Raw genomic sequence first — 24,171 nt, 5'->3', positions numbered from 1 at the left:
ATCAAGAAGGTGTGCTTTGTTGCTTCCGTTCCGCTTCGATCAACAGAAACGAATACGTGGTGCGTCGATCTTAATGCAACAAGCATGCCCACATTTTTGGGTCATGGCGATTTTACTACCGACGCTTGTGCTGACTGATGCTGCGTGTAGTGCGAGCCCTTGTGCATCAAATTCGCGCCTGGATCATATGTGCAATCGAGGTGCGTCTTCGGATTGCTTTGGTGCGCATCGCACTGCATGCGTGAAGTCTTAAGTCCTGACAGCGGCCGCTCTCACGATTTCGTCGGCTACCGATTCTATGTGCAAGTGATTCACGCGCGCCTGCGTTTGAAGGAGAAGGTAAGCGTCTTTATCGGAGATCTGTTGGGTCTCCATGAGAATCGACTTCGCGAGTTCGATCGTCCGTTGCTTGGCGGATTTTTCTTCCACCCGCCTGATGGTTTTCTCAAGTGTTTTTTGCGTCTTGTGCTGCGCGAGCGTCACCGCAATCGCGGTCAGTATGCCAAACGAACGCACCGGCGACGGAATCACGCTGAACGCATTCAGTTGCATGACCGCCTGAATCACCACGGGGTTCTCATAGGTGACCACTGGAATGATGGGCGGCGCGCCTTCCTGGCCGAGCCACTCGAAATGGCATGCCGCAGTCTGTGGATTCACCGCCATGATCACCAGGTCGACATCGTGGAGCTCCGCGTCCAGGTTGGGCCAGCACACCTGGACCTTGCAGCCGATCCGCTTCAGGTGCCCGAGCAGTTCATCCCGGTCCTGGTCGGGCGGGTGCACGACCGCTATGCGCAGCGAACGTATGTCCTGCAAGGACTGCAGCGTGGGCTGGCTGCGCGTCATCAGCGGCTCCCGGCGACCGTGGGGGCGAAGCTTTCGAATTGACCGCCCTCGGCCGGCTTGTGCGCGATCACGAAGGGATCGGCGCGCACGCGAGCGGGCATCGCGGCGACGATGTCGAATTGCCCTGACGCGTTGCATCGGCCAATACGCGTATGCAGATAAGCGTGGTGATTTTCCTCGTCCATGCGGATGCGTCCTTGCGGCGCATCGAACTCCATGCCCGGTAAAACGCGCAACAGGGACACCGGGTTGTCGCTGCCGGATGACCCCATGCTGCGCATGGCGTTAGCGAGCACGTGCATCTGGAAGTAAGCCGCCTCCCAGCACATGTTGGTGACGGCGTCGCCGCCCATGAAGCGACGGTAATTGTCGATGCAGGCGCGGTTGGTAGGGGTATCAACCGACTGGAAGTAGGAGGCCGAGGTGAAATGGCCTTCGCCGAGATGCGCGCCCATGGCGGCGATTTCCGCTTCCGAGGTCGTCACGCTGGCAATGGGAATGGCGTTCGGGTCGAGGCCGCTTTTTGCGAAGCTGCGGTACAGGCGTTCGACGCCTACGCCGACCACCGTCGAGAAAACGAAGTCCGGCGAAAGCGCGGCAATGCGGTCCGTGATGGCCCGGTAACTGTCTTCGCTCGCGTCGAGCGGTACGTAGATTTCATCGACCGTTTCGCCGCCGCGCTCGAACACGAAGTCTTTCATGATGCGATTCGTCTCGTACGGGTAAATGTAATCCGAGCCGATCATGAACACGCGCGAACCGAAGTTCTCCAGCATGTAGTCCGCGAGCGGCACGCAGGTCTGGTTGGGCAGCGTGCCCGTGCAAAAGACATTGCGGCTGTATTCGAAGCCTTCGTAAAGCGTGGGGTAGAAGAGCAGCGCATTGTGCCGCTCGACCACTGGAATCACGGCCTTGCGGCCACTGGACATGTAGCAGCCCATGAAGAGCCGCACGCCGTCCTCCACGATCAGTTGTTCCAGCATGGAAGCATAGTTCGCGGCAATGGAGCCCGGATCGCGCAGATATAGCTGGATCTGCCGTCCGTTGATACCGCCGGCCCGGTTGATCTCGTCGGCCGCGAAGAGGGTGGCGCTCTGCTGCGTGGATTCGATAAGACCGGTTACCCCCGTGGTCGAATACACCACACCGATTTTCACGGGTTCATACATGGGCGAAGACATAGTGAGCTTCCTGTTGCGCCGACGCGCCTTTTCGTTATTGCCTCGATTCGCCCAAACTTGTGCGCAGGGACCGTGATGCGCACAGTTGAAGTGCGCGTCTGCCACAAATTGGCGTGCCGGATGCAGGCACGGCCAGACGAAAATGGAGACTTCATGAGCTTGCCGCGTCGTCGTTCATTCAATGTATAAGGCGGTGCCAAGCGGCTGGCCGAATCGAATCCGGATGCGGCCATTTTGGCACGAACCTTGCTGACTAACGTTCGTGATCTGGAGCAGCACGCCAGTCCTGCAGTCCGATCATAGTGAATTCCGCCGCATGTGACAAAGGTGTCATTTGCGGCAATGGCCAAAAAGCCCGACAACTAAGTCATCCTTAGTTGCGGGCTTTTTTTCGTTTACCTTTTCTCGATGAAGGCACCATGAAGAATTCTCGCCGCGACTTTTTGAAGACCGCCGCCGCCGCGACTGCCGCCAGTGCGATCCCGGGAGCGCTCATGCTGGGCGCACGCGCGGCAAACGCCGCGGACCCGATCAAGGTGGGCATCCTGCATTCGCTGACCGGCACGATCGCGATCGCTGAAGCCCATGTAGTGGATGCCGAAAAACTCGCTATCGACGAGATCAACGCCGCCGGCGGTGTCATGGGCCGGCCGATTTCGCCGATTGTCGAAGACGGCGCCAGCGACTGGCCGACCTTCGCGGAAAAGGCGCAGAAGCTCGTGGAGAGCGACAAGGTGGCGGCCGTGTTCGGCTGCTATACCTCGGCCTCGCGCAAGGCGGTGCTGCCGGTGTTCGAGCGCTATAACGGCCTGCTCTATTACCCGACGTATTACGAAGGGCTGGAGATGTCGAAGAACATCATGTACACCGGGCAGGAAGCCACGCAGCAAACCATTCCCGCGGTCAACTGGCTGGCGAAGAACAAGGGCAAGAAGTTCTACCTGATCGGCTCGGACTACATCTGGCCGCGCACGACCAACCGCATTGCCAAGTCGGCAATTGCCAAGGCCGGCGGCACGGTGGTCGGAGAAGACTATTTCCCGCTGGGCGCAACCGAGTTCTCGTCGGTCATCAGCAAGATCAAGGCGGCCAAGCCGGACGTGATTCTCTCGACGATTGTCGGTGGTTCGAACGTTGCTTTCTACAAGCAGCTCAACTCGGTAGGCATCACGGGCAAGAACCAGGCAATCATGGCGCTCGCCGTGACCGAGGAAGAGGCGATCGGTATCGGCACGGACAATCTGGTGGGAGTCTATTCGTGCATGGGCTATTTCCAGAGCGAGAAGAACCCCCAGAACGAAAAATTCGTGAAGGCCTTCAAGGCGAAATATGGACAGGACCGTGTGCTGGGCGACACGCTGGAAGCGGCCTATACGGCGGTCTATTTGTGGAAGCTGGGTGTAGAGAAAGCGCAGAGCACCGACGTCGCCAAGGTGGTGGCCGCGTCATCCGGACTGGGCTGGAGCGCGCCCGAAGGGGACGTGCATTTCCATGTCAGCAACCATCACTTGTGGAAGCATTCCCTCATCGGGATGTTCAAACCCGATGGCCAGGTCGACATCATTTACGAATCGCCGCTGATCGAACCGAACCCTTTCCCGAAGCTCGGTTAAGTCGCTTGATGAAGAACATCGGGAGCCTTGTTTCCTTGTGCTCCCGATGTTCGCTTACAGGGTCGCCCCATGTCTCTTGACACCTTTCTCGTCCAGGTATTTAACGGCTTGTCGCTATTCACGGTCCTTGCGTTGATGGCGGTCGGCCTTGCCATCGTCTTCGGATTGATGGGCGTGATCAACATGGCGCACGGCGAACTCATGGCGCTGGGCGCGTATATGACCTATCTGACCGCGGTGATATTCGAGCGCTGGCTTCCCTCGCTGATGGGCGCCTATTTCCTGGTGGGGATCGTGATTGCCTTCACCGTGACCGCGGCTGTGGGTTTCGTGCTCGAACGGGTCATGATCCGCCGTCTCTATCATCGTCCGCTCGACACCATGCTGGCAACCTGGGGCCTCTCGCTGGTGCTCCAGCAGGTGTATCGCCAGATATTCGGGCCGATCGATGTCAGCGTCCCGACGGTGAGCTGGCTGCAGGGCGCCTGGAACGTGACGCCCAACATTGCGCTGCCGCTCAGCCGCATCTTCATTTTGTTCCTGACGTTCGCGGTGGCGCTCGTGGTTTACCTCTTCCTTTTCCGTAGCCGATGGGGGCTGCGGATTCGCTCGGTGATGCAAAATCGCGCGATGGCGGGCGCGGCCGGCATCGATACCGAACGGGTCGACGCCGTGACGTTCGCCGTGGGCTGCGGGCTCGCCGGGATCGCGGGCAGTGCGCTGACCATGCTGGCGTCGACGGGTCCCGCAACAGGGCAGCAGTACATCGTGGACACGTTCATCGTGGTCGTGTTCGGCGGGATCGAAAGCTTGCTGGGAACCTTCCTTTCAGCATTCGCGATCGGCCAGCTTCAGTCGATGTTCGAACTCCTCCTGAGCGGTTCGATGGCCAAGGCGAGCATCCTGCTCCTCGTGATTGTCGCGCTGTATTTCAGGCCGCAAGGGCTGTTCGCGCTGAAGTTGCGGCGATGACGGAGCCACCTCGATTGCCTTCGAGATTTGCCTTCGAGGTAAACAACGCAACGCGCTTCGCGTGAAGCGCTCAAGCGTCAAGGTGCTGCCGCCAGCACCTTTTATTTTGCCTGATCATGCCCGATTTGCCCGATGTGTTGGTTATTTTGATAAATATCTTGCTTATTTTTGGTTGCCTACACTGGAACCGGGCAAATCAAACACAATCGCATGCGGAGCAAATCGATGACTATGGAATCCGGATCTCGTCGTAAAGCGTTGAAGTTTGGAGCGGCGGCCGCAGCGGGCGTCCTGGTGGGACCGTACGTTACGCGCAACGCATCGGCGGCGGAGCCGATCAAGCTGGGCAGCCTGCTCGACGGAACCGGAGCACTTGGCCTCGAAGGCCGGCGCATGATCCAGGCAACCGAATTCGCGGTCGGCCAGATCAACGATAAAGGCGGCCTGCTCGGACGGCCGGTCAAGCTGATTGCGTACGACACGCAAAGCAGCATCCAGCTCTACACGCAATACGCGCAGCAACTGGTACTGCAGGATAAGGTCGATGTAATCCAGGGCGGCATCACGTCGGCGTCGCGTGAAGCCATCCGGCCGATCTTCGACCGCAGCAAGACGCTCTATTTCTACAATACGCAATACGAAGGCGGCGTCTGCGACCGCAACGTGTTCTGCACCGGCACGACGCCCGCGCAGACGGTGGACCACATCGTCGAATATGCGATGAAGAACTGGGGCAAGAAGGTGTACATCATCGCGGCCGACTACAACTATGGCCACATCACCGCGAGCTGGATGACCAAGTTCGTGAAGGCGGCGGGCGGCACGGTGGTGAATACCGATTTCTTCCCGCTGGACGTCACCAACTTTTCCTCCACCATCAGCCGCATCCAGGAAGCGAAGCCCGACATGGTGCTCTCGGCGCTGGTCGGTGCAAACCACGTGGGGTTTTACCGGCAATGGGCGGCGGCGGGAATGAAGTCGAAGATCCCGGTGGGCGCGACCGTGTTTGGTCTCGGCGATGAACTCACGACCATGGACGCCGCGACCACCGACGGCATCATCACCTGCTTCGGCTTCTACAACAACCTCAACACGCCCAACGCGAATGCGTTCATCAAGGGCATGCAGGCAAAGTACGGACCGAGCCTCACGGACCTCGGCGAACTCGACACCGCTACCTACGAAGGCATCATGCTATGGGCGGAGGCGGTGAAGAAGGCGGGTTCCGTTGAACAGGCGAAGGTGGTGACGGCGCTCGAGACCGGCATCACGATCGAAGGGCCGTCGGGCACCGTCAAGATGGACCCGGCGACGCACCATACCATTCGCAACGCCTATCTCGCGCGTCCGAAAGACAAGGCTTGGGAGATCCTGCAGACCTTCCCGAACCAGTTTCCCTCCGACACGGGCGGCGCATGCGATCTCATCAAGTCACCGCGCACGAACAAGCAGTTCACGCCGGCCTGAGGAGGCGCGACTCATGGATATGACCGGGCTACTCGCCTTCAATGTGCTGACCGGCGTGGCCACGCTTGTGCTGATCACGATCGGCCTCGGCGTCATCTACGGCATGATGCGCATCATCAATCTCGCGCACGGCGAGTTCATGATGCTCGGGGCTTACACGGCCGTGACCGCCAGCACGGCGGGCATCAACATCTGGGTGTCGATGCTGATCCTGCCGCCCATTGTTGTCGGCCTCGTCGGTCTGGTCCTGGAACGGACCATCATCCGTTTCCTCTACGGCCGCATGATGGACACGATGCTCGCCACCTGGGGCATCAGTCTGGGTCTCATCGGCCTCATCACGTCGATCTTCGGCAACGTGGTGAAGTCGGTGCAGATGCCCGTGGGTAGTTTTTCGATCGGGCAGTACCACGTGAGCGCGTATAGCCTGGTTATCATCGGCGTTGGCGTGGTCGTGCTGGTGGCGCTGCTGGTGCTGCTGCGCCGCACGCGCTTCGGCCTGATCCTGCGCGCGACGATGCAGAATCCGGCCATGTCGGCGTCGCTCGGCGTGCGGCCATCGGCGGTCTACATGGCCACGTTCTCACTTGGCGCGGCGCTTGCCGGTCTTGCGGGCGGCGTGCTGTCGCCCATCTCGGGCGTGTCGCCGGGCATGGGCGGCGCGTACATTGCGAAGGCGTTCATTACCGTGCTGGGCGGCGGCCCTGCGATCATCGCGGGGACGGGTCTCGCGGCCGGGCTGTTCGGCGCCATCAATGAAATCGTCTCGTTCCTGTCTACGCCGGTCATTGGCGATATCGCCCTGCTGGCTTCAGCGGTCTTGCTGATCCGTATCTTGCCGCAGGGCATTACGGGACGTTTCCTCAGGCGCAGCTCATGAAATCGCTTCGTTCAAGGACCTTTTCAGGCGGCACGCTGGTGGTCGTCGTTTGCCTCGTGGTCATGTTCGCGCTGCCCCGCACAATCAGCGCGTTCGGCGTGATGCAGGCAACGCTGTTCGCGGGCATGGCGATCTACGGCCTGAGCCAGGGTTTCGTGTGGGGTTACGCGGGCATCCTGTCGTTCGGGCAGGCCGCGTTTCTCGGCATTGGCGCCTACACGTACGCCATTGCGGCGATCAATCTCGGCGACACCACGCTGGCCGCCGCGTTGTCGATCGTCGCGCCCATGTTGTTCGCGGCGTTGCTTGGCTACTTCATGTTCTACGGCCGTATCTCCGATGCCTACATTGGCGTGATCACGCTGACTGTGTCCGTGATCCTGTTCGAGTTGATGAACTCGACCTCGGGCAGCCAGTATCACATCGGCGATGCGGTGCTGGGCGGCTTCAACGGCATCCCCGCCATTCCGGTGTTCGCGCCGCCCGGCAAACCGGACGAGCCGCTTGACCAGATCGGCGTCTGGTATATCGCAATGGGCGCGCTGATCGTGGTGTACGCGCTGCTGAAATGGATCCTTGCGTCACGCTTCGGACGGGTTGTGGTGGCTATCCGCGAGAACGAAACGCGGGCGATGCTGATCGGCTATGACCCGCGCATGTACAAGCTGCTGTCGTTCGTCGTTGGCGCAGGCATTGCCGGCGCGGCGGGCTGCATCTTCGCGAACTGGGGCGGCTTCATCAGCCCGACCGTGTTCGCGCTCACCATGTCGGCGCAGGTGATCATCTCGGTGCTGATCGGCGGACTGGGGACACTGATCGGGCCGATTCTCGGTGCGGTCGCGATCCAGTATCTGATCAACATTGCGGGCACGCAGCATGTCATCGATCCAAGCCTGGGTCTGGGCATCGTGCTGGTGGCGTTCGTGCTGCTCGTGCCGCAAGGCGTCGTGCCGGTCGCACGCGCGCTGTTGCTGCGCGTGACTTCGCCATCCAGGGGAAATACGGCCTCCTCGTCTACCTCCTCGTCTACTTCATCATCCGCCGCCAAACCGGAGTCACGCTGATGAATGCGCTTCCTCCGCTTCTCCAGGCACAAGGCGTCACCATGCGCTTTGGCGGTGTGACTGCCGTTCGTGCTGTCGATTTCACCTTGCGGGAAGTCGAACTGCGCTGCCTCATCGGCCCGAATGGCGCGGGTAAAAGTACTTTCTTCAAGATGCTGACCGGGCAGTTGAAGCCGACCGAGGGCAGCATCCATTTTCGCAGCCACGATATCACCGGCAGCAACCCGCATCAGATCGCTCGCCTGGGCGTGGGCATCAAGACGCAGGTGCCTAATGTATTCAACGGACTCAGCGTGCGCGAGAACGTGTTCATTGGTGCGGGCCGGCGCAAGTCGCTGGCTCACGCCCGGCGTATCGTCGATGAAACCCTGACGCGGCTCAAGCTGGACGGCATCGCCGAGCGGATCGTCGGCCAACTCGCGCACGGGCAACGCCAGTGGGTGGAAATTGCAACGGTGCTTGCTCAGGAACCCGAACTGATTTTGCTCGACGAGCCCGCCGCCGGAATGAACCACGAAGAAGTGCATCGCACGGCGGAACTGATCCAGGAAATCAACAAGACGCAGGCGCTGGTGGTCGTGGAGCATGACATGCAGTTCATTCGCATGATCGCGCGTACCGTGACCGTATTCTCGCAGGGCGCGGTGCTGGTGGAAGGGTCGGTGGATACCGTGTTGTCGGACCAGCGCGTGAAAGATGTATATCTCGGGAGGCGTGCGGCATGATCGATGAAAACGCAGGCGCAGTGCTGTTCGAGGCGACCGGGTTGTGTTCCGGTTATGGGCGCATCCCGATTCTCAACGAGGTTAATTTTTCAGTGAAGCAGGGCGAGCGCGTGGGCATTCTCGGCCATAACGGCATGGGCAAGACCACGCTGCTGCGCACGTTGACCGGGCACTTGCCGACCACGTCCGGGCAGGTGCGTTTCAACGGCGTTGACATCACGCATGACAGCGCAACGGCGCGCGCCAAAGCGGGAATTGGCTACGTGCCGCAGGGGCGTGAGATCTTCCCGACCCTGAGCGTGATGGAAAACCTGCGCGTAGGCTGCCTGCTGTCAAAGCGTGGCGAGAGCGAGACCATCGCGGAAATCCTTGAGCTGTTTCCACGGCTGAAGGCGTATCTCGACCGGGCGGGCGGTGCGCTCTCGGGCGGCGAGCAGCAATTGCTGGCGCTCGCGCGATGCCTGTGCGGCGGCCCGCGCATCGTGTTGCTCGATGAACCGACAGAAGGGATTCAACCTTCGATCATCGATGAAATCATCGACACGCTGAAGAGCGTCGCGGAGCAGCGCAGCCTGACCATCTTGCTGGTCGAGCAGAACCTCAACTTCATTGCGTCGCTGTCGCAGCGCATCCTGATTCTGCAGAAGGGCACGGTCACGCGCGAGATTCCGCCCGAGATCGTCACCGACCCGGCCATGCTCGACGAGTTTGCCGGCATTGCCTGATCCATTTCACTCATTCATCGCTCGTTTGAAACCGGAACTTTTCCATGACCCACACGACCCCCGATGTCATCGAACTCACCGTCGCGCAAATCCAGTCCGGCTTTGCGAGCGGCGCACTGACCTCCGAGTCGCTGACCGCGGCGTTCCTCGAACGCATTGCGCAAATCAATCCGCGCTATAACGCGATCATCTTCCTGAATCCCCAGGCACTTGACGACGCTCGCGCCATCGACGCACGCCGCGCAGCCGGCGAAGCGCTCGGCCCGCTCGCGGGCGTGCCGGTCGTGGTGAAGGACACCATGGACATGGCCGGTTTCCCCACGACCGGTGGCTGGACGCTTCTTTACAGCCCGACGGGCGGCGTCGACCTGATGCCGGCCACGGACTCGCCGGTCGTGGCTCGCATGCGCGCGGCCGGCTGCGTGATTCTCGGCAAGACGAACGTGCCGGTACTGAGCGCCACGGGTTCGCACGCGAACGATAGCTGGGCCGGCCCGACGCTCAACTCGGTGGACACATCGTTCATGCCGGGCGGCAGCAGCGCGGGCACGGCGACGGCGGTCGGCACGAGCATGGCCGTTCTTGGCCTCGCCGAAGAAACCGGGGGATCGATCCAGAATCCTGCATCGGCGCAGGCGCTGGTCGGCATCAAGCCAACCTTCGCGCTCGTGCCCAATGCGGGTGTGATGCCGCTTGCCGGCAGCACGCGCGACGTAGTCGGTCCTATCGCGCGTTGCGTGCGGGACGCGGCGCTCACACTCGACGTGCTCGCGGGTTTCTGCGAGGAAGACCTGAAGACCGTGGCGGGCGTGGGAATGAAGCCGCGCGGCGGTTACGCGGCGGACTTGCGCGACGACGCGCTCAAGGGCAAGCGGCTCGGGCTTTACGGACCGGGATGGCGCGCGCGGGCGTTATCGGAGGAAACCATCGCGCTGTATGAGCGCGCGCAGAAAGAGCTCGAAGCACGCGGTGCGATTCTCGTCGATGACCCGTTTGCGGGCAGCGGTTTCGCGGCGCTCGGCAAGCCGGCGCCGGGCTCCGATCACTTCGATGCACGCGGCATGGAAAGCCTCCCGTACGACATGCAGAAGTACCTTGAACGCCTCGGCCCGGGTAATACGATCAGGACGTGGAGTGATTTCGTCAATGCCACCCGCGCCGAAGATCCGTTGGGTCCGTCGGGCGTGCTGACCTACATGTCGACGCTGCCCGACATGGAAGCGAACTTGCGCAATGCCGCGGCTCCACCGGTGATCAGTGCGTTCTATGCACTGCGCGAAACCTATCTTTCGATCTTCGAAGACGTCATGACGAAGCACGCACTTGACGGCCTCGTGTTCCCGCAACTGCGCGATGCATTGCCGCCGCGCGAAGGCACGGAAACGCTGCACGAAACGACCGTGTGCGAGATCAATATTGCCGGGCTGCCGGGGGTGACGCTGCCGGCCGGATACTACGAATCGGGCTCGCCGTTCAACCTGATCTTCGTCGGCCGCCGATGGAGCGAGCCGGCGCTGCTCGCGATGGCTTACGATTACGAAACTGCCGGGGCTCACCGGCGAACGCCCGTCCTGCAGCCGTGAGGACGGCCGCTATCGTGTCATGGTGCAATCCACGCCATGGTGCAATCGTGAACACGCAGGAACAGAACAAGTTATGTCCGAGCATCGATATCAGGAGATCCTGACCCGGCTTCGGGACAATGGGCGCGTCTCGGTGACGCCGCTTGCGAAGCTGCTGAGCGTGTCGGAGGAAACCATCCGCCGCGACCTGAAGGAACTGGAGCAAAGCGGCATGCTGCGGCGTATCTATGGCGGCGCGGTGCCGCCACGGCTCGACGTGGAACGTCCCGTGACCGAGCGCGGCAAGGTCAATGTGCGCGGCAAGGCGCGCGTCGCGGAACTGGCGCAGACGCTGGTCGAGGACGGCATGTCGGTGTTCATCGATTCGGGCACGACCACGATTGCGTTCGCGCGCCGGCTGATCGGGCGCAACGTGACGGTGACGACCAATTCCATCGACATTGCGCTGCTGCTCGGCACCAGCGTGAGCCGCGTGAACCTGACGCCGGGCATGTTGCGCGGCAAGGACAACGCGCTTGTGGGTTACGAGACGCTCTCGTACGCGCGGCGCTTTTTCTACGATGCCGCGTTCATGGGGATCGCTGCATGCGACCTGAAGCACGGCTGGATGGACTACGAAGAACACGAATCGAACCTGCGCGGCGTGCTGAAGTCACAAGCGCGCTTGTCGGTGATCCTCGCCGATATCGACAAGTTCGGGCGCGAGGCTTACCTGAATACGTTTCCCATTACCGAAAAGGTGACGGTGGTCTGTGACCGCGCGCCATCTGCGCCATTCAAGGAAATTTTTGCAGAGCATGACATCGAACTCATCCATTCCTGAGACATCTGAAACGGGCAAGCTCACCAGCCTGCTTGCCCATTTCGCCCAGTTTGGCGGTTTAACCACGGGCGGCGTGACTCGCCTGTGTGCAAGCGCGGCGGACGGAGAAGCGCGCGATGCGTTCGCGACGCTGCTGCGTGAGGCAGGCGCAGAGGTTCTCACCGATGGCGTTGGCAATCAGTTTGGCATCTTCAGGCTGGCGCATCGCACCGGTGCGCCGCTCGTGATGATGGGCTCGCATCTCGACAGCCAGCCGCGGGGCGGCCGCTTCGACGGCGTGCTGGGCGTGCTGGCGGCATTCGAGGCGGGACGTCGCCTGATGCTTGCGAAGCACGCCGGAGCATCGTTCGACTGCGATTTTTGCGCGGTCAACTGGACCAACGAGGAGGGCGCGCGATTCCGCCCGAGCTTGCTCGGCAGCGGGACGTTCGTCGGCAAGATAACCATGGACGATGCACTCGCGAGTCGCGACGACGACGGCGTGACGCTCGCCGACGCTCTCGCTGCGATAGGCTACCGTGGCAAGGATGCGCCGCCTCCCGCGCCTTCCTGCTACGTGGAACTGCATGTGGAGCAGGGCGCGCTGCTGGAAGCGGACGACGTTCCTATCGGAATCGTCACGCGCAACTGGGGCGCGGCGAAGATGGATGTGTCGTTCAAGGGCGAGCAGGCGCATACGGGTCCTGCAAAAATGGGCGCGCGCCGCGACGCTCTGTTTGCAGCGGCGCAGGTGATCTGCGACGTGCGCGCGATCGCCCACAAGTGGCATGACCGCATTCATACCTCGGTGGGAAGGCTCGTCGTGCAGCCCAACTCTCCTAACGTGGTGCCCTCGCAAACGGAACTGTCCATAGAAATGCGCGCTATCGAGGACAGTATTCTCCAGGAAGCTGAAACCATCGCGATCCAGGCAATCGAGCGGGCCGCGCGGCTCGCTAATGTCACGTTCGAGATCGTCAATCGCACGAGCCGGCCGATTCGGGTGTTGCCTTCGGCGGTGGGCGAACTCGTGAAGGTTTGCGCGCGGGCAGCGGGCGTGCGCAGCCGGGAGATCGATACCGTGTCCGGTCACGACGCACTTAGCCTGCTCGACACATGTCCCACCGGACTCGTATTCGTGCCGAGCATCGGCGGCATTGCGCACAACGAAAACGAGGACACGCACACGGACGATCTCGATACAGGCATGACGGTGCTCATGGACGTGGCCACCCGTCTCTGCCAGTCGGGCGGCGACCCCGTGATCGCAGCGGCGAGAGGCTGATTCCATGTCCATATCGCCAAGCGTGGACGCCGCGCTCCATTCAATCGATGCCTGGGCGAACCGCCGGATCAGCTATGAACACGCGCTTTCGCCGGTCATGTCGCCGATGCATCGCGGCGTGTCGAGCGAGTGCTTGCGCGTGGGTATCGACGACGCGCCACCGGTGTTCTTCGTCAAGATAGCGCATCCTGATCTGGCTGAAACGGTGGACACGGGGGCATCGTTTCGCGCCGCTGCCGCCGTGGCCGCAATCGGTCTCACGCCAGGCCCGCGTCATTCAAACGAAGCGTTCGGTATAACCGTGTTCGATCTGCTCGACGAAACCTGGCAGACCGCCCATCTCGACGACCTCGCCGTGCCGGCCACGTTTGAAAAACTGCTCGCGGCGAAGCGCGCGATCCATGCGCTCCCGCAGTTCGAACGCGATTCGAACGTCTTCGATCGCATCGTCCGTCTCGCCGCTTCCATGACGTTGACGGCAGACCTTGCAGCATTGACAGCGACCGCGTCGCGCATGAGCGCCGCCATGGCCGCTTCCGGCATCGACATGTGCCCCTGTCACGCGGACGGCGTGACATCCAACGTGATGCTGCGTGAGGACGGCGCGTTGCAACTCGTCGATTTCGACGAAGCCGCCAACACCGATCCCGCATTCGATCTTGCCGTGACGTTAAATGAAATCCTGCCGGCGCTTTCTGCGTGGCCGGCAGCGCTGGAAATGGCAAACGGCCACGTCACGGACGCGGAGCTCGCGCGCAGCCGTTGCTACGCATTCGCCGACGACCTGCGCTGGGGACTGTGGGGATTGAAGATGAACGCAACGTCGCCACGGCGCCATATAGAGTTCCTGAAGTATGCGCAATGGCGTCTGCTGCGTTGCTCGATGGCGTCGTCGCGTATCGATGCCGACGGCTTGCTCAAGCTGATCTGAAAGGGCGATGACGATGCAGACAAAAATGCTGGGCGCTGGCTCAAGCGACGCCGAACGGGAAATTGAAGCCGTGTTGCGCAGCGTCCAACCCTGGAGCGGCCGCGCGTTGCGATATGCGCCCGTAGCGGGCGGTATCAGCAATAGCAACTGGCGTGTCTGGCTGGACGGCGAAGTGTCCAGTTATTTCGTCAAGGTGCCGGGCCGCGGAACAGAGCAGTTCATCGACCGGAAGGCGGCGTTCGCGGCGAGCAAGCAGGCTGAAAGCATTGGCATCGGCCCGCGCTTATATGATTATGCGGCGGAGCTAGGCGTGGAGATCAACGACTTCGTGGAGGGGCGCACCACGTGCTCGAACCGCGATTTTCTCGATGCGCCGGTTCGCGCTTCCGTCATGAACGCATACCGCGCGCTACATGCCTCGCCATTGTTGCCGTTGACCAAGACCATTTTCGATCTGATCGATGAACATGTTGAGCAGGTGCGCCAGGCGGGTGGCAAGCTGCCCGCCGATTTCCCGCTGCTCTATAGGGAATACACCCGCGCACGTGCCGCGCTGGAAGCATCGGGACTGGATATTGTCCCGTGTTTCAACGATCCCATGCCAGGCAATTTTCTCCGCGATGAAGCCGGGACAATCCTTCTGATCGACTACGAATACGCATCGAATAACGACCGATGCTACGACTTGGGCGCGTTGAGCGGCGAGATGTTTTTTACGCGTGAGGTCGAAGAAGAAATGGTCGAGTCCTACTTCGGCAGCGTGAGCCCGGCGAACCTGGCGCGTGTCACCGTGCACAAGGCGCTTGCGGATCTGAAATGGGCGACCTGGTCGATGCTTCAGAACGAAATATCGACGCTCGACTTCGACTACTTCAAATACGGCGCGTGGAAATTCATGCGTGCGCGCTCCGTGATCGATGAACCCGCATGGAACGAGCTCTTGCGCAGTTGTTGAGTGAGCATGATGTAATCAGGATACCTTTCTTTTTTCATAAGTTCGCCCTGAGCCCCTGTTCAACCGGCTCATGACGTTCTGCGCAATGAACATGTGTTCCGAGGAACTCGAATGAGTCTTCGCGCAATGTCAGCCAGTCGGTCAGACGCTTTTCGCCCCGCACGAGGCAATGTCCGCTCAAGGGCGATGCGTCTGATGCGTCAGATGCATCACGAGGACGGACCCGTATCCGCGGCCCAGCCGCCGTGGAAACCGAATGGCACGCGAACCGGTAGGCGGATAGTCGCGATTGGGTCGCCTGCGAAGTCCTGCGCGTCGAGAATGACCACGTCACTGAGGTTGCGGTTGCCATCGTAGACGTAGGACATGATCCAGCCGTCGTCCTCCTGAACGGCGCCCGGGCGTCGCACGAACACCGGCTCAAGCGTCATTCGGCCAGCGCCGTAGTCATGCACTTCAGATGTGCCGCGCAGCATGTCGTGCTTCCTGGCCGGACCAAACGAAACCTGATCGCCCCAGTGCGCCGTATAGGCATACCGATAGGCCTGCCCTTCAAAGCGACCATTGATGCGCGGAAATTCATTGCCGCGATCGTCAAGTACGGTTTCGCTCAACCGGCCGCTGCTGCGCTCGAGCGTCCAGCGGACGAGAACCGGCACGCCCTCGTTGGGACCGTGATGATCGCGCTCGAACATGCGCGGATGGCGGATGAGGTCGATGATCGTGCGATCGCTCTCGTCATAAGCATTGACGAAGTGGAAGACGAAGCAGCGAGGAGCCGAAAACCATTGAAGACGCGACACGTCGCCGTCCCGTGGCAGCAGACCGATTCTGGAATCGCGACTTTCATCCCATATCCACGGGAAAGCCGTTCGCGCGGTCTGCGGCTGGAAGGTCACGGGCAGGTCAGGCACAACGATAAATGATGCCGTGAACGCAACGTCGTGAATGAGCGGGATGTGGGGTAAGTCGATACGTGCCTTGGTGGTGGCGCGGCCGTTTCGGTCGACTGAAACGTACCGGATCGGCTGTTCGGGCTCGTACGTCAAAGCGTGTTGTTCGCCGGTGATGGGGTCGAACTTGGGGTGCCCTGTGAAGCCGGTCTCCAGCGTCCCGTCAAAGTCAGAGCGGGCGACGCTCTCCAGTTCGTAGTCGAGTTCGACCGGTAAGTTGCCAGCTTCGACGACCGCATACACCTTGTCCCCGACTCGCGTGAAATTTGTATTTACCGGCCCGTCACGGTGCTGCGGCGCGGGGCCTGGTATTGGCTCACGGCCCAAGGCCGCAGACGCATCTGCGTCCTTGACGAAGCGGCTCCGGAACCATTCAGCCTTGCCGTCGCGAAGCCGCAAGCCATGCACCATGCCCGATGCAGCAAACCAGTGATAGCGAGCCACATCTGGCACCGTCACCGGATTGGGGCCGATTCGCAGGAAGCGGCCGTTAAGTTCCTCGGGGATGCTCCCCGTTACCTTCAAATTGAAAGCGGTCGTTTCGACCTCGACTGGCGCGAAATTGCCAGACAGATAGGTTTCTCCCGATGAGATGGGGTGGACGGGTTCGTGGGTCATTGGTGTCATTGGTGTCATTTGGGTCGCTACTCGTAATGTGATGAGGTATCATTTTGCTGCCCTTCCCAGTCGGGAGTCAAGAAAAAGTTATGATCTATCACATCGACCTCAAAACATGGTTATGAGCAAAGACACGACGACAAAGACGCCCGAGAAACGATCCCGGGACCGCAAGACCTATCACCATGGCGATCTGCGACGGGCGTTGCTCGACGCCGCGCGCGAAGAGATCACGGCGAACGGCGCCCAGAGTCTGACGCTCGCTTCACTTGCACGGCGTGCCGGCGTCGCTCAGTCGGCACCCTACCGCCACTTTGTGGACCGGGATGACCTGCTGTTTGCGGTGGCGGTGGAAGGATTCCATGAGTTTTCAGCGGCGCTGCGCCATGCGGCGGAATCTGGAGGAGACGATGGTTACGTCAGGCCTATGGCTGCGGCGTACCTGCGGTTCGGCGAGCAAAATGTGGAACTTTATCGATTGATGTTCGCCTCGCGCCTGGTTCCCGATGCCGCGCCGGATAGCCCGCTGAGCCAGGCGGCAGAGGAAAGCTACCAATTGCTGCTCGCGGGCGTCTCGGTCCGTGGCCGTAGCGGGCCATTGAGATCGGCCACGGCGGTGTGGGCCCAGTTGCATGGACTGGTAATGCTGAAGGCGGACGGCTTCGTGCCGCAAGCACTTGAAACTTTGCTGGCGGAGCTTGCTCTTTAAGCTTTCCAGGGAGATTCCACAGTTCGTTTTCGAGCGGCCATTCAAGTCGCGCGGACCTGAACGGCTGAGAAGGGGCGGGCGCGGTGAAATCGATCCCGCGCCCGGCGCAATCCTAAGCGCGGTCTGGATCGTTGATTACCTTTCCGTAGTGCGCCGACTCGATGCGGTACTGCTCCTTGCCGGCATACATGCGTTCGTCCGCGACAGCGTGTAACTGAATCTGGGTCAATCCGTCGCCGGGATAGACGGCGGCGCCGACGCTGGCGCTCGCATGGTACGGTCCCTCCGCGAGAAGGATCGGAGCATCGAGCGCTTTCCGCAGCGCATCGCCGACAGCCTCGGCATCAGGCAAATTGCTGATACCGTCCAGGATCACGGTGAACTCGTCCCCGCCGGTTCGTGCAAGCGTGTCAACGCCGCGCAGGACTTTACGGAACCGATCGCTGACCCCTTTCAGCACATCGTCCCCGGCCTGATGGCCCAGCGTGTCGTTCACCAGCTTGAAGCGGTTCAGATCGATGACCAGAAAGCCGAATCCGGAACCGTCACGGGCGGCTCGTGCCACGGCCTGGTCGAAGCGGTCAGCATACAGGCGACGGTTCGGCAAACCGGTCAGCTCGTCATGGGCGGCAAGATGGGTAGCCAGGTCCACGCGCTCTTCCAGCAGCACGAGAATCATGCTGGCGGCAGCGAGAAATTTCGGCAGGTTCCAGACTTCCGCTTCGATGTGACTCGAAATCGTTGGGGCATGCAAGTTGAGCAGTGAGTAGACAGGGAAAACCAGGCCCCAAAGGACGAAGCTTAGTGCGATGAACACGACGCCCATGGTCAGCTTTGGCGTCTGGCGCAGGAAGAAATACGCCACCGCGAGATAGGTCCAGCACATCAACCACTGACTGGCCATGGCGATACCATACGCATGCAGCGCCCAGGCCTGGAGCGCGTACGCCAGTAGTACCAGCGCGACCGAGACGCGAGGATGCCAGCTGGTTTCCGCGTTGTCGGCAGCGGCGAGCCAGACGGTGCTGGCTGCTCCCAGCGCCGTCAGTAGATAGAACGGCCCCACTTGTTGGCCAGCCGGCTGCAATTCGGCATAGGCCGCGCACGCCACCGCAAAGGTCAGGTTCAATGCTCCCGAAAGGCCCACCCTCGGAATGAGCCGGGAGGAGTCGATCGTCGGCCCTTGATAATAGGCGGCGAGAACGAATACCTGCCCGGCTAAAGCGAGGGTCCCTCGGGCAAGCACGTCGAACGGAAAACTTTGCGGCAAAAGCATGAAAATGCCGGCGTGCAAAAGGACGAGAAGCCAACCGGCCAGCCAATATCGCAGCCGGACCTCCCGCTTTTGCCTGATCAGGACAAGAGAGATCCCCAGCAAGATGCTGTAAGAGACAAATTCCGGGAGCCCATAGAAATTGAAATTCACGCGATCCGTCTCCTGACAAGGGCGTTCCGTCGGGCTTGATGCTCCGTGCGAAGGTCGCGTCGAATGCATGGCGGCACCAGCAGTTAATCCAATTTATACGACAAATGAAATGAAATGTTGGAATTGACTTGGTCTTGAAAGTAAATCGCCTGCAGGTGGCAGGAGGATCTGGTAGGCAGTTTTGCGGGATGTCGCGCGCTCTCGGGGGCGATACCGGTTCTGCAATTGGACCGCCTTCGGATCGCGGCGAAATACAGATTTTAAACGGGCCGCTACCTCGGTCGAGGCCCATCCTTCAACTGTTAAACGGTAGCGGCGCGCGGCATATAGGCCAATGATCAGGAGGACCAAGGACAGCGTAACGCGAAGACTCTAATGAGCGTCCTCGGGGCGAACGCGATCCCTCCGTGATCCATTTCGACGATAGCTGGCAAAGGCGCCAACAGGCCACGACAAGAGCCGCTGACGAACTGGCGTCGAGCGTCGCAAATCAGTTTGATACCGGCCGCCCGACAAACAGCGAGAACGCGTAATAGATCGAACCCCACGACACGAGTTGCGCGTGCCGACGTGTGGTGTGCTGACGTTGGGACGATCCTGTGTCATTCGTGGACCCTGCGTCTTTCGCTATTGATGACAGGTTCGCCGTCCTCCTTGGTGAAAGCACCTTTTTGCGCTGAGGGCAGAATGTCGAGAACGACTTCGGAGGGCCGGCACAGGCGTACGCCAAGTGGTGTGACGACCAGCGGCCGATTGATGAGGATCGGGTGTTCCAGCATCGCGTCGAGTAATTGCTCATCACCTACTGACGGATCGCCCAGGCCAAGATCGGCATAAGGCGTGCCCTTTTCACGCAGCGCAGCGCGTACCGTGAGACCGGCGCGGGAGATCAGATCCTTCAGCGTGCTCTTGTTCGGCGGGGTTTTCAGGTACTCGATGATCTCCGGTTCGATGCCCGCGTTACGGATCATCGCCAGCGTGTTGCGCGACGTGCCGCAATCCGGATTGTGATAGATCGTGACGCTCATACACGTTGTCCTTTGATGCTGTGTTTCGCTTCATACCAATGCTGCGATCGATTGACGACCCCGACGACGAGCAGCATCACCGGGACCTCGATCAGCACGCCGACCACGGTGGCCAGCGCCGCGCCGGAGTGAAAGCCGAACAAGCTGATTGCCGTCGCCACGGCCAGCTCGAAGAAATTGCTCGCACCGATCAGACTGGACGGTCCCGCAACGCAATGTGCGACACCGAGCCGGCGATTCAACAGGTAGGCGAGGCCGGAGTTGAAAAACACCTGAATGAGGATCGGCACTGCGAGCATCGCAATCACGAACGGTTCCTCGATGATCGCCTGCCCCTGGAAGGCGAAGAGCAGCACCAATGTCGCGAGCAGCGCGCAGATCGAATAAGGGCCGAGATGTGCGACGGTCTTCCGAAAATGCGCCTCGCCCTTCGCCATCAGCATTCGGCGCAGCAGTTGAGCGAGGATGACCGGGATGATGATGTAGAGGCCGACCGAAATAATCAGCGTATCCCACGGCACCGTAATGGCCGACAAACCAAGCAACAACGCGACGAGCGGCGCGAAGGCCACGATCATGATGGAGTCGTTCAGCGCCACTTGCGATAACGTGAAATACGGATCGCCCTTGCAGAGCTGCGACCAGACGAACACCATTGCCGTGCAAGGGGCCGCGGCCAGCAGGATCAAGCCGGCGATATAGCTGTCGAGCTGATCAGTGGGAAGCCACGGCGCGAACACATGGCGGATGAAGATCCAGCCGAGCAACGCCATCGAGAACGGTTTGACGAACCAGTTCACAAATAGCGTGACGCCAATGCCACGCCACTGACTTTTGACCTGAGTCATCGCGGCAAAATCAATCTTGACCAGCATCGGAATGATCATCACCCAGATGAGCACGCCGACCGGAAGATTGACCTGTGCCACTTCCATGCGGCCGATCGCCTGAAAGAACTGGGGAAGCACCTGCCCGAGAAGAATACGAGGTGGAACGACAGGCTTGAAGGGGAAAGCCCGAGCTGCTGTGCGATTTCACCGGCAGCCATGCCGTCCGGCCCCGCTACGACCAGCATGCGGAAGATAGCGAGACGCGATTCATGGGCGAGCGCGCTCAGGGCGCGTACAACGAGATTGGAGTCCATGCGTTGAACCTTAAAGCACTGGTTTCGATATTTCAAGTATCATCGAAATGACGTGACAAAAGCAGTTTGAAAAAAGTGTTGACCTTCCCACCGAGGGAAGGTTGAGTATCCAGAAAGACCTGACGCAGTGGGCGAAGATGCGGTGCCTTGACTGAGACCATGAAATTCCTGATCAAACTGATGGCCTGCTTTCTGATTGCCTGGTTGCCGCTCGTCGGCTACTCGGCGCAGGCACCGGTTTGTTCCGGGAATTCGATAGCGGTTTCCTCCAGCCACGAGCACCTGTCTGCAACGGCCGATTCGGACCGGCACACAGATGGCATCAAAGCACCATGTGTCCAGATGCAGACAGCGTGTCAAACCGGCACATATAGTCCCTGCTGCGGCCCGTTGGGCATGCTTGCCTCACCACCCTATCAATTCATTGCAGCGACGGCTTTGGAGCCCTCCTACCGGCCTATGAGCCGCGTCCTCAATGCGCAGTTCGTCCCCGAACCGCCCCAACGCCCCCCACAAACCGCTTAACCCCGCCCCCTGTAAAACAGAGCCGTGACGACGCTGCCGTGCGTCAGGCCGTCTGTCGATCGGAGCGCGTGTAACGCTCGCCGGGCGTTCAGCCTAGTCGCGATCCCTGCCTGGTCCCGCGCGCTCCTGTCTCGAACACGCAACCCGAATTACCTCTCATTTCCGGAGTTCAAAATGAATATCAAACGACTGACAATGTCCCTTCTGCTCATGTTTATCACTGGTTTCGCCAGTCTGGCCATGGCCAACGGCGGTGGACCTCGTGGTGGAGCGTATCCGACCGATTCCCTTGCCGTCGATAACGCGGGCCCAATGATGCGATCCGGGGCCAGCAGCGGGATGAACATGGACGGTTGTCCAATGATGAGCAACGGTGACTGTCCGATGATGGGCAAGCAGCGCGCGAACGGCAAAAACTGAGAGCGAGACCCGTCCAATGAGGCGGTATCGATCCGCAGCGGTTCGCTTTGGATGAGGTCGACGCATCACTTTATTAACTGAGCTTTGCTGACGCCTCGGGGCCGATCGGCCCCGAGGCTGGAGTCTTCCATGAAATGCAATATGAAATACCTGTTTAGAGTCGCCGGTGCGCTGGCAGCGGTTCTCGTGATCGCATATTGGGCACTGCCTCAGTATCGCGCCGGGATCCTGGCTTTGGCGCCTTTCGCCGCAGTGATGCTGTGTCCGTTGTCGATGCTGCTGATGATGTGGTTCATGCAGCGCCCCGTTGAGTCGGACAGCACTGCCGCGCCACAAGCGAGCAAGTTGCTGTCCTCAAGCGAAAGCAGGTCGAGCCGGCTATAAGCAACCAACGACGTAGAGACGCAGACGAAAATGGAGTCCGCTGAATCTTCGTCTGCGTCGTCATTGCAACGCCTGCGCGGAACACTGACTCGTCGAGTTAAACGGCCGCCAATCAGATCGAAATTGCTGAGCTATACTTGCTGCGATGAAAATTCTCCGGACACTTCTCGTCTTGCTGCTGTGTGCAATGCTGCCCCTGAGCGGGCTGGCAGCGAGCGGCACGACCGGACAGTGCCCGATGCAAGCCGACATGACCGGCGACACCGCTGCCATGTCGGCCGATATGCCGAATTGTGATTCGATGACACCAGCGTCCAGCGAGCACGGTAAGTCGAAAGCGTCTTTATGCAAGGTGACTGCCCAGTGTCAGATGGGCAGCCTCTATCACCCGGTCTCTTCTCCCACCGTTGTCCGGCCCGTCGGGTCGTTTGTCCCCGTCAGTTTCCACTACGCAGAGTCGCTCTCCGTCCGCGAGCCGGATGGCCCCTGGCGTCCTCCGCGGTCTCTCTAACTCCATCATTCTGGTTCGCCGCTTTGACGCGGTGATGTCGTCCTTTCTCAGGACGTGAGTCCGTATGTCCGCTCGTGCGGTCATGCGTGGCTCGACCATTCGGGGTTAGACCATGCTTTCAATTATCGGCACGCCGGGATACTGGCGTGCCTCGGCACACTCGCGTGCCGTTTTCTTCACGCTCAGTATTTTTGCAGGCAGCGCCGCGCACGCTCAGGACGCGGGCATGACGCTCAACGAGGCGCTTCAAATAGCGACCAGCAACTCTTCGTCGATCCAGGCTTCGCAAGCCTCGGTTCGGGGCACATCCGATGTGGTCGTCAAAGCCGGACAACTGCCTAATCCGACCTTGAACCTGAGTGTTCAGGACCTGCCGATCAATGGACGTAATGCCTTCACCATCGGACAAGATAATTTCACGATGCGTGGCGTCGGCATTCAACAGGAATGGGTGTCCGCGGACAAGCGCAGGCTACAAACGGCGATGGCGAATCGGGCTGTGGACCGCGATAAATCGACTTACCTCGAGACCGTGGCCAACGTCCGTCAACAAACGGCGATGGCATGGCTCAACGCCATCTATGCGAAAAAGGCTGTCGCCTTGAACCAGGCCCTGGTGGACCATCTGGGCCAGGAACTTGCCGCAAAAAAAGCGTCGTATCGTGGCGCAAAAGGGACTGCGGTCGATGTCGCCCAGGCGAACCTGACCCTCGGCAATGCGCGTAACGAACTGATCAATGCGCAGCAAGACGAGAAGATCGCGTTGATCGTCTTGTCGCGCTGGACCGCCAGAGGCAACGTGCTGGAGGTCGCGGGAGATCCGCCCGAGCTTGAATCGCAAGTGTCCGGTTTAAGCACCGAGCAACTCGATCAGGTTCAGCCTGCATTGATCGCGGCCCGCTCGGCCATCTCGCTGGCGGACGCCGACACAGACGTGACCCGAAGCAATAGAAGCCCGAACTGGACCTGGGGGTTGACCTACTTCAAGAGCGGCGGGAATTTTCCGGACTACGTGTCGGTAGGGGTTTCCATCCCTTTGCCGATCAACCGCAGGAATGTCGAGGATCGCGACGTCCAGCAGAAGTCCGAGATGGGTACGCAAGCGCGGCTCATTTACGAAGATACCGAGCGACAAGTCCTGGCCGATATCCAGAGTTTGACGGCGAAGCTCGCCAGCGGCCGAGAGCGTCTGGCCAATCTGAAGCAAACCGTTCTCCCCGCCGCTGAACAGAAAGTGGAACTTGCCAATGCCGCCTATCGGTCTGGTTCCGGCACGCTCTCCGATGCGTTGGACGCGAGGCACATGCAGCTCGAAACGGACCTCCAGGTGTTGAACGTCGAACGGGACGTTTCGTTGATCTGGGCGCAGCTCGAATATCAGATTCTGCCGCCTGACGTGACCGCCAGCCAATGAAGAGAAA

General features: G+C 60.4%; 22 protein-coding genes and 2 pseudogenes. 17 read left to right on the top strand and 7 right to left on the bottom strand.

All coding sequences use genetic code 11. From position 1 onward, the window contains the following. Positions 1-249 precede the first annotated feature (249 nt). Positions 250-849 carry an ANTAR domain-containing response regulator gene (locus ACSQ8V_RS27945; protein ID WP_213764183.1) on the bottom strand — a complete coding sequence of 200 codons (600 nt, stop codon included), beginning with the start codon at positions 847-849 and terminating at the stop codon, positions 250-252. Beyond that, positions 849-2,030: a transporter substrate-binding domain-containing protein gene (locus tag ACSQ8V_RS27940; protein ID WP_255631332.1), complete on the bottom strand. Its 1,182-nt coding sequence runs from the start codon at positions 2,028-2,030 to the stop codon at positions 849-851. The genes ACSQ8V_RS27945 and ACSQ8V_RS27940 overlap by 1 nt, the downstream gene beginning before the upstream one ends. Before the next feature lie 419 nt (positions 2,031-2,449). On the opposite strand from ACSQ8V_RS27940, the gene urtA reads away from it, so the two are divergent. The 12 genes from urtA to ACSQ8V_RS27880 all read left to right on the top strand — a co-directional run bounded on the left by urtA (position 2,450) and on the right by ACSQ8V_RS27880 (position 15,032). After that, positions 2,450-3,643: an urea ABC transporter substrate-binding protein gene (gene urtA, locus ACSQ8V_RS27935; RefSeq protein ID WP_436207850.1), complete on the top strand. Its 1,194-nt coding sequence runs from the start codon at positions 2,450-2,452 to the stop codon at positions 3,641-3,643. 69 nt (positions 3,644-3,712) lie between these two features. After that, on the top strand, positions 3,713-4,615 hold the full coding sequence (gene urtB, locus ACSQ8V_RS27930; RefSeq protein ID WP_213764181.1) for an urea ABC transporter permease subunit UrtB: 903 nt from the start codon (positions 3,713-3,715) through the stop codon (positions 4,613-4,615). Between the two features lie 225 nt (positions 4,616-4,840). Further along, positions 4,841-6,082, top strand: a complete 1,242-nt coding sequence (locus tag ACSQ8V_RS27925; RefSeq protein WP_436207849.1) for an urea ABC transporter substrate-binding protein — start codon at positions 4,841-4,843, stop codon at positions 6,080-6,082. A 13-nt stretch (positions 6,083-6,095) separates the two neighbouring features. Continuing rightward, entirely contained in the window at positions 6,096-6,962 is an 867-nt protein-coding gene (locus ACSQ8V_RS27920) for a branched-chain amino acid ABC transporter permease (protein ID WP_213764180.1), read from the top strand. Next, positions 6,959-8,026: a branched-chain amino acid ABC transporter permease gene (locus ACSQ8V_RS27915; RefSeq protein WP_436207848.1), complete on the top strand. Its 1,068-nt coding sequence runs from the start codon at positions 6,959-6,961 to the stop codon at positions 8,024-8,026. Before ACSQ8V_RS27920 ends, ACSQ8V_RS27915 begins: the two co-directional genes overlap by 4 nt. Further along, positions 8,026-8,751 carry an ATP-binding cassette domain-containing protein gene (locus tag ACSQ8V_RS27910; RefSeq protein WP_213764178.1) on the top strand — a complete coding sequence of 242 codons (726 nt, stop codon included), beginning with the start codon at positions 8,026-8,028 and terminating at the stop codon, positions 8,749-8,751. The genes ACSQ8V_RS27915 and ACSQ8V_RS27910 overlap by 1 nt, the downstream gene beginning before the upstream one ends. Then, positions 8,748-9,476 carry an ABC transporter ATP-binding protein gene (locus ACSQ8V_RS27905; RefSeq protein ID WP_255631330.1) on the top strand — a complete coding sequence of 243 codons (729 nt, stop codon included), beginning with the start codon at positions 8,748-8,750 and terminating at the stop codon, positions 9,474-9,476. The genes ACSQ8V_RS27910 and ACSQ8V_RS27905 overlap by 4 nt, the downstream gene beginning before the upstream one ends. Positions 9,477-9,520: 44 nt before the next feature. Continuing rightward, complete coding sequence (locus ACSQ8V_RS27900; protein ID WP_436207847.1) at positions 9,521-11,059, top strand: amidase; 1,539 nt, start codon at positions 9,521-9,523, stop codon at positions 11,057-11,059. Between the two features lie 73 nt (positions 11,060-11,132). Beyond that, the gene (locus ACSQ8V_RS27895; RefSeq protein ID WP_213764176.1) at positions 11,133-11,882 is read left to right on the top strand and encodes a DeoR/GlpR family DNA-binding transcription regulator; all 750 of its coding nucleotides are present in this window, start codon (positions 11,133-11,135) and stop codon (positions 11,880-11,882) included. Next, positions 11,857-13,146: a Zn-dependent hydrolase gene (locus ACSQ8V_RS27890; protein ID WP_436207846.1), complete on the top strand. Its 1,290-nt coding sequence runs from the start codon at positions 11,857-11,859 to the stop codon at positions 13,144-13,146. Before ACSQ8V_RS27895 ends, ACSQ8V_RS27890 begins: the two co-directional genes overlap by 26 nt. A gap of 4 nt (positions 13,147-13,150) precedes the next feature. Then, positions 13,151-14,077 (top strand): phosphotransferase, encoded by a 927-nt coding sequence (locus ACSQ8V_RS27885; RefSeq protein ID WP_436207845.1) that lies wholly within the window; start codon positions 13,151-13,153, stop codon positions 14,075-14,077. A gap of 13 nt (positions 14,078-14,090) precedes the next feature. Next, complete coding sequence (locus ACSQ8V_RS27880; protein ID WP_436207844.1) at positions 14,091-15,032, top strand: phosphotransferase; 942 nt, start codon at positions 14,091-14,093, stop codon at positions 15,030-15,032. Between the two features lie 209 nt (positions 15,033-15,241). On the opposite strand, the gene ACSQ8V_RS27875 is transcribed toward ACSQ8V_RS27880, so the two are convergent. Beyond that, complete coding sequence (locus ACSQ8V_RS27875) at positions 15,242-16,603, bottom strand: carotenoid oxygenase family protein (RefSeq protein ID WP_436207843.1); 1,362 nt, start codon at positions 16,601-16,603, stop codon at positions 15,242-15,244. A 121-nt stretch (positions 16,604-16,724) separates the two neighbouring features. Here ACSQ8V_RS27875 and ACSQ8V_RS27870 point away from each other — a divergent pair, with 121 nt between their 5' ends. After that, positions 16,725-17,312 carry a TetR/AcrR family transcriptional regulator gene (locus ACSQ8V_RS27870; RefSeq protein WP_436207842.1) on the top strand — a complete coding sequence of 196 codons (588 nt, stop codon included), beginning with the start codon at positions 16,725-16,727 and terminating at the stop codon, positions 17,310-17,312. A gap of 112 nt (positions 17,313-17,424) precedes the next feature. On the opposite strand, the gene ACSQ8V_RS27865 is transcribed toward ACSQ8V_RS27870, so the two are convergent. The 4 genes and pseudogenes from ACSQ8V_RS27865 to ACSQ8V_RS27850 form a co-directional block, all read right to left on the bottom strand. Next, positions 17,425-18,738: a diguanylate cyclase domain-containing protein gene (locus ACSQ8V_RS27865; RefSeq protein WP_213764171.1), complete on the bottom strand. Its 1,314-nt coding sequence runs from the start codon at positions 18,736-18,738 to the stop codon at positions 17,425-17,427. Positions 18,739-19,340: 602 nt separating this feature from the next. Continuing rightward, complete coding sequence (gene arsC, locus ACSQ8V_RS27860; protein WP_436207841.1) at positions 19,341-19,766, bottom strand: arsenate reductase (glutaredoxin); 426 nt, start codon at positions 19,764-19,766, stop codon at positions 19,341-19,343. Further along, a pseudogene (gene arsB, locus ACSQ8V_RS27855) lies at positions 19,763-20,749 on the bottom strand (ACR3 family arsenite efflux transporter); the annotation flags it as partial. The gene arsC and the pseudogene arsB, both read right to left, overlap by 4 nt. A 2-nt stretch (positions 20,750-20,751) precedes the next feature. Next, a pseudogene (locus ACSQ8V_RS27850) lies at positions 20,752-20,910 on the bottom strand (winged helix-turn-helix domain-containing protein); the annotation flags it as partial. Positions 20,911-21,609: 699 nt separating this feature from the next. Here ACSQ8V_RS27850 and ACSQ8V_RS27845 point away from each other — a divergent pair. From ACSQ8V_RS27845 to ACSQ8V_RS27830, 4 genes are all read left to right on the top strand, one after another. Next, a complete protein-coding gene (locus ACSQ8V_RS27845) occupies positions 21,610-21,855 on the top strand; it encodes a hypothetical protein (protein ID WP_436207840.1) in 246 nt (81 codons plus the stop codon). Positions 21,856-21,984: 129 nt separating this feature from the next. After that, positions 21,985-22,239, top strand: a complete 255-nt coding sequence (locus ACSQ8V_RS27840) for a DUF2933 domain-containing protein (RefSeq protein WP_436207839.1) — start codon at positions 21,985-21,987, stop codon at positions 22,237-22,239. A gap of 145 nt (positions 22,240-22,384) precedes the next feature. Beyond that, on the top strand, positions 22,385-22,750 hold the full coding sequence (locus ACSQ8V_RS27835) for a hypothetical protein (RefSeq protein WP_255631328.1): 366 nt from the start codon (positions 22,385-22,387) through the stop codon (positions 22,748-22,750). A 112-nt stretch (positions 22,751-22,862) separates the two neighbouring features. Then, complete coding sequence (locus ACSQ8V_RS27830) at positions 22,863-24,164, top strand: TolC family protein (RefSeq protein ID WP_436207838.1); 1,302 nt, start codon at positions 22,863-22,865, stop codon at positions 24,162-24,164. Positions 24,165-24,171 lie beyond the last annotated feature (7 nt).

Origin of the sequence: Caballeronia sp. LjRoot31, from assembly GCF_964253885.1 — a bacterium.
Classification (GTDB): domain Bacteria; phylum Pseudomonadota; class Gammaproteobacteria; order Burkholderiales; family Burkholderiaceae; genus Caballeronia.
This window is presented reverse-complemented; position numbering and strand designations above follow the sequence as displayed.

Bases quoted from the DNA above. Each gene is read 5' to 3' on its own strand.
- ACSQ8V_RS27945 (WP_213764183.1), bottom strand. From the start codon at position 849: ATGACGCGCAGCCAGCCCACGCTGCAGTCCTTGCAGGACATACGTTCG.
- ACSQ8V_RS27940 (WP_255631332.1), bottom strand. From the start codon at position 2,030: ATGTCTTCGCCCATGTATGAACCCGTGAAAATCGGTGTGGTGTATTCG.
- urtA (WP_436207850.1), top strand. From the start codon at position 2,450: ATGAAGAATTCTCGCCGCGACTTTTTGAAGACCGCCGCCGCCGCGACT.
- urtB (WP_213764181.1), top strand. From the start codon at position 3,713: ATGTCTCTTGACACCTTTCTCGTCCAGGTATTTAACGGCTTGTCGCTA.
- ACSQ8V_RS27925 (WP_436207849.1), top strand. From the start codon at position 4,841: ATGACTATGGAATCCGGATCTCGTCGTAAAGCGTTGAAGTTTGGAGCG.
- ACSQ8V_RS27920 (WP_213764180.1), top strand. From the start codon at position 6,096: ATGGATATGACCGGGCTACTCGCCTTCAATGTGCTGACCGGCGTGGCC.
- ACSQ8V_RS27915 (WP_436207848.1), top strand. From the start codon at position 6,959: ATGAAATCGCTTCGTTCAAGGACCTTTTCAGGCGGCACGCTGGTGGTC.
- ACSQ8V_RS27910 (WP_213764178.1), top strand. From the start codon at position 8,026: ATGAATGCGCTTCCTCCGCTTCTCCAGGCACAAGGCGTCACCATGCGC.
- ACSQ8V_RS27905 (WP_255631330.1), top strand. From the start codon at position 8,748: ATGATCGATGAAAACGCAGGCGCAGTGCTGTTCGAGGCGACCGGGTTG.
- ACSQ8V_RS27900 (WP_436207847.1), top strand. From the start codon at position 9,521: ATGACCCACACGACCCCCGATGTCATCGAACTCACCGTCGCGCAAATC.
- ACSQ8V_RS27895 (WP_213764176.1), top strand. From the start codon at position 11,133: ATGTCCGAGCATCGATATCAGGAGATCCTGACCCGGCTTCGGGACAAT.
- ACSQ8V_RS27890 (WP_436207846.1), top strand. From the start codon at position 11,857: ATGACATCGAACTCATCCATTCCTGAGACATCTGAAACGGGCAAGCTC.
- ACSQ8V_RS27885 (WP_436207845.1), top strand. From the start codon at position 13,151: ATGTCCATATCGCCAAGCGTGGACGCCGCGCTCCATTCAATCGATGCC.
- ACSQ8V_RS27880 (WP_436207844.1), top strand. From the start codon at position 14,091: ATGCAGACAAAAATGCTGGGCGCTGGCTCAAGCGACGCCGAACGGGAA.
- ACSQ8V_RS27875 (WP_436207843.1), bottom strand. From the start codon at position 16,603: ATGACCCACGAACCCGTCCACCCCATCTCATCGGGAGAAACCTATCTG.
- ACSQ8V_RS27870 (WP_436207842.1), top strand. From the start codon at position 16,725: ATGAGCAAAGACACGACGACAAAGACGCCCGAGAAACGATCCCGGGAC.
- arsC (WP_436207841.1), bottom strand. From the start codon at position 19,766: ATGAGCGTCACGATCTATCACAATCCGGATTGCGGCACGTCGCGCAAC.
- ACSQ8V_RS27845 (WP_436207840.1), top strand. From the start codon at position 21,610: ATGAATATCAAACGACTGACAATGTCCCTTCTGCTCATGTTTATCACT.
- ACSQ8V_RS27840 (WP_436207839.1), top strand. From the start codon at position 21,985: ATGAAATGCAATATGAAATACCTGTTTAGAGTCGCCGGTGCGCTGGCA.
- ACSQ8V_RS27835 (WP_255631328.1), top strand. From the start codon at position 22,385: ATGAAAATTCTCCGGACACTTCTCGTCTTGCTGCTGTGTGCAATGCTG.
- ACSQ8V_RS27830 (WP_436207838.1), top strand. From the start codon at position 22,863: ATGCTTTCAATTATCGGCACGCCGGGATACTGGCGTGCCTCGGCACAC.